At 39.6% G+C, this 9,211-nt stretch carries 9 protein-coding genes; 1 reads left to right on the top strand and 8 read right to left on the bottom strand.

From position 1 onward, the window contains the following. Positions 1 to 711: 711 nt before the first annotated feature. Together HMPREF0083_RS02730 and HMPREF0083_RS02725 are read right to left on the bottom strand one after the other, a co-directional pair. Entirely contained in the window at positions 712 to 1,464 is a 753-nt protein-coding gene (locus HMPREF0083_RS02730) for a DUF4241 domain-containing protein (RefSeq protein ID WP_021619462.1), read from the bottom strand. Positions 1,465 to 1,707: 243 nt separating this feature from the next. Continuing rightward, positions 1,708 to 2,265 (bottom strand): hypothetical protein, encoded by a 558-nt coding sequence (locus HMPREF0083_RS02725; protein WP_040301256.1) that lies wholly within the window; start codon positions 2,263 to 2,265, stop codon positions 1,708 to 1,710. A gap of 117 nt (positions 2,266 to 2,382) precedes the next feature. On the opposite strand from HMPREF0083_RS02725, the gene HMPREF0083_RS02720 reads away from it, so the two are divergent. Next, positions 2,383 to 2,982, top strand: coding sequence for a TetR/AcrR family transcriptional regulator (locus HMPREF0083_RS02720; RefSeq protein ID WP_021619460.1), 600 nt, complete (start codon positions 2,383 to 2,385; stop codon positions 2,980 to 2,982). Between the two features lie 202 nt (positions 2,983 to 3,184). Here the strand turns inward: HMPREF0083_RS02720 and HMPREF0083_RS30020 are convergent, their stop codons facing one another. The 6 genes from HMPREF0083_RS30020 to HMPREF0083_RS28940 form a co-directional block, all read right to left on the bottom strand. Further along, positions 3,185 to 3,424, bottom strand: a complete 240-nt coding sequence (locus HMPREF0083_RS30020) for an antibiotic biosynthesis monooxygenase family protein (RefSeq protein WP_262360590.1) — start codon at positions 3,422 to 3,424, stop codon at positions 3,185 to 3,187. 38 nt (positions 3,425 to 3,462) lie between these two features. Continuing rightward, positions 3,463 to 5,256 carry an ABC transporter ATP-binding protein gene (locus tag HMPREF0083_RS02710; RefSeq protein WP_021619457.1) on the bottom strand — a complete coding sequence of 598 codons (1,794 nt, stop codon included), beginning with the start codon at positions 5,254 to 5,256 and terminating at the stop codon, positions 3,463 to 3,465. A gap of 22 nt (positions 5,257 to 5,278) precedes the next feature. After that, positions 5,279 to 7,021, bottom strand: a complete 1,743-nt coding sequence (locus tag HMPREF0083_RS02705) for an ABC transporter ATP-binding protein (protein ID WP_021619456.1) — start codon at positions 7,019 to 7,021, stop codon at positions 5,279 to 5,281. A gap of 188 nt (positions 7,022 to 7,209) precedes the next feature. Next, positions 7,210 to 7,983, bottom strand: a complete 774-nt coding sequence (locus tag HMPREF0083_RS26085; RefSeq protein ID WP_021619455.1) for a PadR family transcriptional regulator — start codon at positions 7,981 to 7,983, stop codon at positions 7,210 to 7,212. A gap of 419 nt (positions 7,984 to 8,402) precedes the next feature. Continuing rightward, positions 8,403 to 8,954 carry a transposase gene (locus HMPREF0083_RS02695; RefSeq protein ID WP_081695980.1) on the bottom strand — a complete coding sequence of 184 codons (552 nt, stop codon included), beginning with the start codon at positions 8,952 to 8,954 and terminating at the stop codon, positions 8,403 to 8,405. 39 nt (positions 8,955 to 8,993) lie between these two features. After that, a partial coding sequence (locus HMPREF0083_RS28940) for a hypothetical protein (RefSeq protein WP_021619452.1) occupies positions 8,994 to 9,211 on the bottom strand: 218 nt, incomplete at its 5' end.

Genomic DNA, 9,211 nt, shown 5'->3' with positions numbered 1-9,211 from the left:
ACACTGGCCTTTCTTCTGCCGGAGCGCAGGGCGCCTTCTTTTTTCCGAATTTCCTCCTTCCAGCCACGTTATCATGTCAAACTATCAAGTGTAACTTATATAGCTACCACCTTCCTTTATCTAAATACCTTTATTTTCCTTAAACAAAAAATACATACAAAAATAGAATTTATTTATCAAAAATTACTAAAATCACCTCATTTTCTCTTTTAAGGAATTATGAAAAATATATCATTAAATTCTAATACTTGGAACATCCATTTATGTAAAAAGTAAATATAGCCTAGAAAACATTATTGCTAACCATTACTTTTTGAACAAAGAACTGATAACTCTCCTAAATATAAATAAAGCACCCCTATGGGCGCTCAGAGTGTAGAGAAACACCTATTTTCAAAAAATGATATCGTTAGTTCTGTAAATAGCAAGTCAGACTCCCATCCACAAAAATTTCTCGTTTATCTTTTTGTTCGATTCCAAACATACGTCTTAGCTCCAGTGTTGACACTCCCACGGCTAAAGGTGTCAACTGTATCCTGCCTTATATGTAGACTATGCATTCCGTATGCAAGGAAGAGCACATTTTTAATGGTCCCTAGCCCATTCTCCCGTTTCCTTATAGGCTTAGTAAACGCGGATACCCAGCATCCCAGATGGAATCAAAAATAGGTTGCATGAGCTGCTCAACATTAGGGAATGATTTTTCCATTCTTAATCTTCTGTTTGCTCTTCGCCATATGCTAATTGAATGTCGATAAACTGGATGATCATTTGGCAAATCTCCCCTTTTTCGTCATAGCCCCAATAAACCGGGTAAGCGCCATCGCCAAAGCCGCTTTGAAAGATAGGCAGATGGTATTCAGTATCAGGAATCTGCCAGTTCAACCAATCGCCGCCGTCGCGTTGATATTCGGGATTCTGCCGGAAACTCTCGGCAAACAGGTTAGCAAAATAATCATCGTAAAGGTTATCCCCCGGATGTTCTTTATGCCATTGTCCAACAAAGTCACAGAAAGCTTGATGCACTCGCTTATCGCAAATACATGCTAGACCAGCATCCACATTGAAGCCAAAAAATTCATCGTCCCCCATCTCCAAGAGGTCTTCATTGCCGACAAGAGCCTCCTCGAACCGGACGGCAGGCACATCAACAAATCGTAGCCGAACAGCCGCATATCGGGCACAGTCGCCTTCCTCGTCCTGTTTCACCACACAGACTTCAGTAGGATAGATTCCAGCGGGCACTGTTTGGAAGTAGGGCTGCTCCTCTATATTCCCCAGATAATATAACGGATCACGAACTAGAATCTGGCCAGTGGGAATGGAGCAAGGACCGATATCCATAACCGCTAGCTGCTTGCTTGCAATTTCAGGCAAAGTAAAATAGGCATTCAAATCTACAGGGCATTTCAGTTTTTCACGTTGCCGTTTCCAGAGGGACAACCATTCATTTGTTGGCGTCATCGACACTTACCTCCCAAAAAATATGATTGTTACTGAAATTTACAACAATCTCTTTATGTTTATCGCTAATATACTAGAATTGTAACATGAACTCCCTCCACAAATTATTTCATTTGTTTAGCCCGCTCTTGGACAACTATATATTTACTTTCACTACTCCCATGTAAATATAGGTGTTAATATCATCGTTCTAAGCTTTGTTCCCCCATATTATCTCTATAGAATCCAATAGCCCAAAAATCACTATACTGACCTTGAGTTTCGTGCTTTCGCTTTTTTGGGCCAAATAAAATGGCTGATTGCAATAATGAAATCAACACCTAAAACAACTGTCCAAACTCTTAAAATCCCACTTAATGCCCCAGTCCGAGACGGATCATTTATCAAATAAATCATCCCGGCTAAAAGGCCAGCACCAATAAGGTAAGCAAGTGCATGTCTTACCCATCCTTTTAAATAATGCCTTGCATATTCCATGCCGAATCGCTCAGGCGGTTTTGGGCCTTGCCTTGTCACATAATATTGAAAGCGCTCATCTGCCCAGCGAATCATACTTTTACCGAAAGCGATTGATATACCGATATAGACCGCAGCAATCGCATGTGCTTGTGTCGCAGTCGCCCCGCGATACAAATCAATACCCGTTATGATTAATAAAACTAAATCGATTACAGGAGTTAAGGCTAAAAGGAACAATCCTAACGCATTTAGCTTGAACACATATCGCATTACTAGTCCTAATACAATAACCACCCAAAATGCAATTTCACATGCGACAATCATCCATGCAACAAAACTCAAAACACTACCCCTTCCCAATACAGTTGTATTATTTAAATTTATCATAGCACCCCCGTTTAAATGATACAACTGTATTGCAAAATTGCATAATGATTTTCTTCTTGATAAAATATATCTATGCCTAAATTAATTGATCACGAGGAAAGAAGAAAACAAATTGCTGAAGCAACATGGGACGTTATTTTAGAACAGGGAATGGAAGGAGCAACAGTAAGAAACATTGCAAAAAAAGCGGGGCTATCATTAGGTGCGCTGCGTCATTATTTTTCAACACAAGAGGAATTGCTTGTTTACACAATGAAACTCGTTAAAGAAAAGGCGACAGCTCGAATAAATAAAATTTCCATACAAGACTTACATCCGAAAGAGAAAGTATTAAAAATTATACTTGAAATCGTCCCGATAAATGATGAAACAATGGCAGAAATGAAAGTCTGGTTTGCTTTTACAGCCTACTTCAGACATAAGAAAAATATTTTTGACGCTCAGCATGATGGAATTTTTATCGCAGTGCAAAAGCTCGTCGATTACTTGGATCAAATGAACTTGCTGAAAAAAAATCTTGACATAGAAATTGAAATCGAAAAACTATATGCCTTAATCGATGGCCTAGCATTACATGCCATGCTTGAGCCTCAGCGCGTTAATAAAGAGCGGATCGTCCGTGTGCTGGTTCATCATTTAAATTCAATTTGCGTTAACGAATCAGACAGGTAGATGTCATTGGATAGTAGAGTCGGTTAAAAAGAAGAAACGTTTATTCGGCAACAAAATGGTTCTACCCCATATATAGCTTAATATTGTTGTTCCTATATTTTGTCACATTTTTTTCATCAACTATGCTACCCTGTTCAACAAAGGAGGCGACTCCCTATTGAAGAATCGCCTCCTTTAGCTGCCGTAGTTAATTGGTACTTGCTTAATTTTCCAAGCTATCATAAAGCTCAAATGCACGTAATGTTTTGTTCATTTTCTTATGCCCGTTCACATGTTCGTCTTGTGAAATCCATACTTTAAAAGCATCTTGTGATTTCCATTTTGATACATGCACAAATTCGACTGTATCCTTGTTTTCTCTGCGCCAGCATTCAAAGGAAAGATGAGAGCGGTCGGAAAAAGACGAGGGAACACACCGACGCGTGTATCTTCTTTCTTCCACCTTATTAATAATCAACAGGTGTAATACTTCATATCATGCTAGATACGAAGTTGATTAGAGTAAAGACCATGATAAAATCCACGTTGATCCAGTAATTCATCATGATTACCTTGCTCAAGCAATTCTCCATCTTTAATAACTAAAATACGATTAGCCTGCTCGATCGTCTTCAATCGGTGAGCGATGACAAAGCTCGTTTTTCCCTCTGTCAGATTACGAATTCCCTTTTGAATTTCAACCTCTGTTCGTGTATCGATGTTAGAAGTTGCTTCATCCAGAATTAAAATATCAGCATCTGCCAGGATTGCTCTTGCAATAGAAAGCAACTGTTTTTGCCCCTGGCTTATATTCGCCCCGCCCGATGCAATCATTGTGTTATATTGATCTGGCAAATGCTTGATAAATCCATGGGCTGATGCTGTTTTTGCCGCTTGTATGACTTCCTCATCCGTAGCATCCAGTCTACCGTAGCGAATATTTTCCATTACCGTTCCAGAGAATAAATAAGGATCCTGCAGAACAATTCCAATTCTTTTACGTAAATCTCTTATTTTATAATCCTTACTTTTCCTGCCGTCTATGAGTATTTCACCTGAATTAATATCATAAAAACGCATAAGTAAATTAATGATGGTTGTTTTACCAGATCCTGTAGGTCCAACCAAAGCAATCATCTCACCAGCTTTTGCTTCAAAATTAATATGTTGCAAAACCTTCCTCTCATTGTTATAGCTGAAGCTAACATTGGTAAACTTGATATTCCCTTGAAACCTACTAACAGAAATAGCATCGTTTTTATCTTTTAAATCAGGTACTTCATCCATCATTTCAAAAACACGCTCTGCCCCTGCAAGAGCAGCTTGAATCGAATTAAGCAAGGTTGATATTTGATTGATCGGTCTTGAAAATTGCCTTGAATACGTGACAAACGAAGCTATGATCCCAACCGTTATCAATCCTTTTAACGCCATAATTGTTCCAATACCAATGACAAGCCCTAACCCTAAGTTACTGAGAAAGTTATTAGATGGTCCCAGCAACCCTGAGAATATGTCCGCCCGCATCGCAGATTGTCGTAGTCGTTCATTGACAGTATGAAATTCAGTAAATGTATCATGTTCTTTGCCAAATAACGTAATAACTTCACCACCGCTAATGGATTCTTCAATAAATCCATTTAGTTCCCCTAAATCCTTTTGTCGTTTCGAGAAGTTTTCCCGACTTATCCGAACAATTTGTCTAGTTACAAAAAGCATCAATGGAACTGTAATAAAAGATACAATCGCTAATACCCAGTTCAACGAAAACATGGCAATGGCGACACCTGCAACAGTTAAAATTGAAGAAATGATCTGGATGACACTTTGACTCAACGCCTGATTCAGGTTATCAATATCATTCGTGAATCGACTCATTAAGTCTCCATGCTTATGCCGATCAAAAAAATTTAAGGAAAGCGTCTGAAGCTTTATAAACAAATCCTCACGAAGGGTACCAATTGTTTTAAGCGAAACATTAACCATCATATAGGTCTGTAGCCAAGTAAAAAGGGAAGCAGCTAAATAAATCCCCAGCAGCATTCCTGCCATTCTAATCGTACCAGGCACATCTTTCGGGATAATGTAATGGTCAATAATCACTCCAATATAATAAGGGCCTGACAAACTCAATAATGAAGAGAGGATTACAAATAGGGTTGATAATAGCAAAGCAGCTTTCTGTTTCTCCATATAGTTCCAAACACGAAGCAATGTCTCTTTAGGATTCTTCGCTTTGGCTGCTGGGCCGGATATTCGCCCTTTTGGCCCTCCTCCACCTGTTAATTGCTGCATTTTTGCAATACTATTGGTTTGGTTACTCAACAACTACCCCGCCTTTCTCCGCCTGTGTATGGTAAATCTCTTGATAGAGGGGGCAGTTTTCAAGCAACTCATGATGTGTTCCATTGCCAACAATCTTACCATCATCCATGACAAGAATTTTATCTGCATGAATAATTGATGAAATTTTCGAGGCAATCACAAATGTTGTTGTGCCATCAAAATCAGATTCCAATCCTTGTAGAATCTTAGCCTCTGAATTAGCATCAACTGCAGATGTCGCATCATCCAAAATAAGAATTGGCGGCTTTCTAACAAAGGCTCTTGCAATCGATAACCGTTGTTTTTGACCACCTGACAGATTTGTTGCTCCTTGGGTGAGTGGATGATCAAATCGGGCCTCAAGCCGCTCAATGAACTCTGCGGCACATGCATGTTTAGACGCAATTGCCAATTCTTCATTCGTTGCTGAGCTTTTACCAAATTTAAGATTGTTTTCGATACTGCCAGAAAATAAAATCGGTTTTTGGGCAATATAGCCAATCGAGGAACGAAGAGATTCTAGCGTGATATTCTTTATATTGATGCCATCTACGAGAATTTCACCATGATCAACATCGTACAGTCTCGGCAATAGCTTCCCTAATGTGGTTTTTCCGCTTCCGGTTGGACCAATAATTCCAATTTGCTCTCCTTTAGAGACAGTAAATGAGATATGTTTGAGAACCTGCTCACCATTTTTGCTATACGAAAAAGAAACATCTTTAAACTCTACGCATCCTTTAATAGCAGAAACTTGTCCTGAATCTATGATACTTTCCACTTCATTTTTTGTTTCTAACACTTGCTGAATTCGCTCAGCGGATGGAAATGCACGTATTAATTGCATCAGAACCATACTACTCGACATTAATGCCATTAAAATAATATTTAAATAGTTGATAAATGCGAGGATCACCCCAACTTCGATGGCTCCTTCACCAACCCGTACGGCCCCGAGTAAAAGAGCTATAACAATTCCAATATTAATTACAAACATTAAAATCGGCATGAGGATCGTAATTATTTGATCAGCTGTTGTCATTGTTTTCGTTAACGAATCATTTACCTTCTTGAATAGGCCAATCTCATAATCCTTGCGCACAAACGCCTTCACTATCCGTATCCCCGCAATGCTTTCCTGCAGCTTTGTATTAAGCTGATCCATTCCTTCCTGCACTCGCTTAAACCATGCCCCTGCTCTTCTTGAAAGAAGAATAATGAAAAATAACAGGATCGGGATAAGGACAAAAAGAATCGGAAAAAGCTCGGGAGCCTGAAAAAAGACAATAATGATGCTTCCGATAAACAGAAGCGGCCCCCTCACAAACACACGAAGTGTCATCATTAACGCTGTTTGAACCAATGAAATATCGCTTGTAACGATCGTAATTAATTTTCCCGTACCAAACGAGTCACGGTTTTCACTTGAGAAATGTCCTATCTTTTTAAAAACATCCTGCCTGATATCTGCTGCAAAATTCACGGACGCACGTGTACTGTAAATCGTACACCCAACCCCGCCGGCCAACCCGATAATCGCAACAACAATCATAAGTATTCCCATTTGTACAACATATGTCATATCATTATTTGCAATCCCGTTATCAATCATTTTTTGCATAATAAGGGGCTGCAAAAGATCCATCGTTACCTCTAACGCCATTAATAACGGAGCAAGTACGACAAAAAGCGTATAAGGCTTTGTGTATATTAGCAACTTTTTGACAGATTTCACTCATCATACTCCTACCTAGCATTTTGTTATTTTCCGTCAGGGGTGTTGATTATCCAGTACGTTCCAGAATGGATAGCCACCCCGCCGTGTCCCAAACGCGTCGGTTCGTCTCCCTTCCAACCTCCATTCACAGCTTAGAGAAATGGAAAATACCAGGGATCACTTCCCATAAAAACCCGATAAGTCAACTAACCATCAGCGGAGGCTGAAGACCTCCCCTCACTGATGGAAGTTTCCTTTATAACCAGCTGCTCTGACCAGTTAATTAGCTCATTCCTTCCATTCTTTATGATCGACACAAGCTCAAGCGCACGCGATGGATCATGCAATACGCCTCTCATTGCATATTGAAACTCCAATTGAAATTTTCCCATTTCTTCCCGCAGCAGCTCCGCTTCCTTTGATTGCTTCCACATTAAACGGAGACGCCATTCCTCCCAAAACGCTTCGTCTTCATTGTGAACAATGTCTGATAGAAATTCCAGGCCATCATGATTTAACGTGTACACCTTTTTATCTGTTTGTTCATCAACTGAAATCAATCCTTTTTCAAGCAAATCCTGTAAAGCGGGATAAACCGTTCCGGCACTTGGAGAATAAAAGCCTTCACTTCGCTCTTCCAATAGCTTCATCACTTGATAGCCATGCCGTGGTTCTTCCTTAAGAAGCTGGAGGATAGCCAGTTGAATGAGTCCTCTTCGCTTTGTGAATTTCGTTTTGATTTTTTCTCTACGATGTGGGGGTTTTTCATAAAGATGACGTGCTTTTTTTAAGCCTTTTTCCGTTATTGAAAACATTCCCTCCTTATTTAGGATGATTTCCTCACTAAGTAAATAATCAATCAAATGAGTTAGATTTGGAATTTTATCGCTTAGGATACGTAGTAATTCCTGCTTATTCATGTCCTTACGGCTTATATGTGTAAGGATTGTAAGAATATCCTGTTTTTTTAAAGCTGGCATAAGGAACCTCCAATATTGTTTATCTATTACGATAAATATTAATCGTTATACATGCGTATTACAATAGATATATCGATTATTTTTTTCGATATAAAAAAAGCTAGTATATAATAGCAATCAAACTAAAAACTTTCGGTACCCCAAAAACGAAAAAAACACGATTCTTTCATTGTTTTAGAGAAAGAATCGTGTTTTTAATTATCTTACTAGACCCTTGCATTTTTTCATCCGATCCCAGAAATGGGCATACGGGTGGCGTAAAAGACTAAAACGTAACAATTACGAAGATGGTCTTAAGTTTTTGAGCACTTCAGCCAGCGGTTTTTGTGCCCATCCTTTCGAGCGAAACGCGCCGATGACATGAAATCCCTTTTGGGCACAGGCAGCGATCAGCTTTTTACTGGTGTACCAACTGTCAATCAGGACGTATACGTGTTCATCTGGTGAAGAAGAGTAGGTTTCGATGAGTTCAATCGTCCTTCCTTTCGAAAATAGGAGCGAAAATCCCAGGCAACGGAGAGATCGCCCGTTACCACATGAGCCGTCACGAGTGAATGAGACCAGATGGATTTTCCTTCTGAATGAGAATAATGAAAATCGAGACCTTCCATTTTCACAGTGGAACGTTCTTTTTTACATTGTGTATCGTCCAGAATCAAAAACGTAATGGGGCGTGTATCTCCCCGTTTGGCACGCATCCAGCGAATGGTTTCCATCAAGTAGGAAAGCCGCTGGTTCGTGACGTGTTTGGAACACCACGGGGATTCCTGTAAAAAGCGAGTCATACAGCTAAGGTCGCGATCATGGTTTGTCGATCTGCGAATTTGGCTGATCGTGACACGCCCTTCGCAAAGGACGATGCCGTGAAGAAAGGCGAGCAAATGATGACGTTGTGGCCTAGATAGAAGTAAATTCAGCGCGAAAACAAACTTGACGATAGAGGAATGAAAGGCTACCATAAGGTTGGACATTCTCCTTTTGAGTGGTTTTAGGTACGGTAGCCCAAACTTCTACAAAAGGTCAGAATGTCCTTTTGTATTGCGCATTTTTCGACATTTTTTTTGCAAGAGTCTAGTAGTTAATTTATAATCTGATACAATAACTATAGTTTTTTTGTGGGACATCTTCTGTGTAACTGTTGGCGCAGCTGCACACAAAGGAAGGTGTCTTTTTTCTTTCTCCAGAATAATAACAAGGACATTATACTCGTCAGTTTCTGGACAGGCAA

Source organism: Aneurinibacillus aneurinilyticus ATCC 12856 (genome assembly GCF_000466385.1).
GTDB lineage: Bacteria > Bacillota > Bacilli > Aneurinibacillales > Aneurinibacillaceae > Aneurinibacillus > Aneurinibacillus aneurinilyticus.
The sequence above is the reverse complement of the archived record's forward strand: the minus strand, read 5'-3'. Positions and strand labels throughout refer to the sequence as shown.

Excerpts from the sequence above, each read along its gene's own strand:
- HMPREF0083_RS02710 (WP_021619457.1), bottom strand. The coding sequence starts at position 5,256 with ATGCAGCAATTAACAGGTGGAGGAGGGCCAAAAGGGCGAATATCCGGC.
- HMPREF0083_RS02695 (WP_081695980.1), bottom strand. The coding sequence starts at position 8,954 with ATGTCCAACCTTATGGTAGCCTTTCATTCCTCTATCGTCAAGTTTGTT.
- HMPREF0083_RS26085 (WP_021619455.1), bottom strand. The coding sequence starts at position 7,983 with ATGCCAGCTTTAAAAAAACAGGATATTCTTACAATCCTTACACATATA.
- HMPREF0083_RS02720 (WP_021619460.1), top strand. The coding sequence starts at position 2,383 with ATGCCTAAATTAATTGATCACGAGGAAAGAAGAAAACAAATTGCTGAA.
- HMPREF0083_RS02730 (WP_021619462.1), bottom strand. The coding sequence starts at position 1,464 with ATGACGCCAACAAATGAATGGTTGTCCCTCTGGAAACGGCAACGTGAA.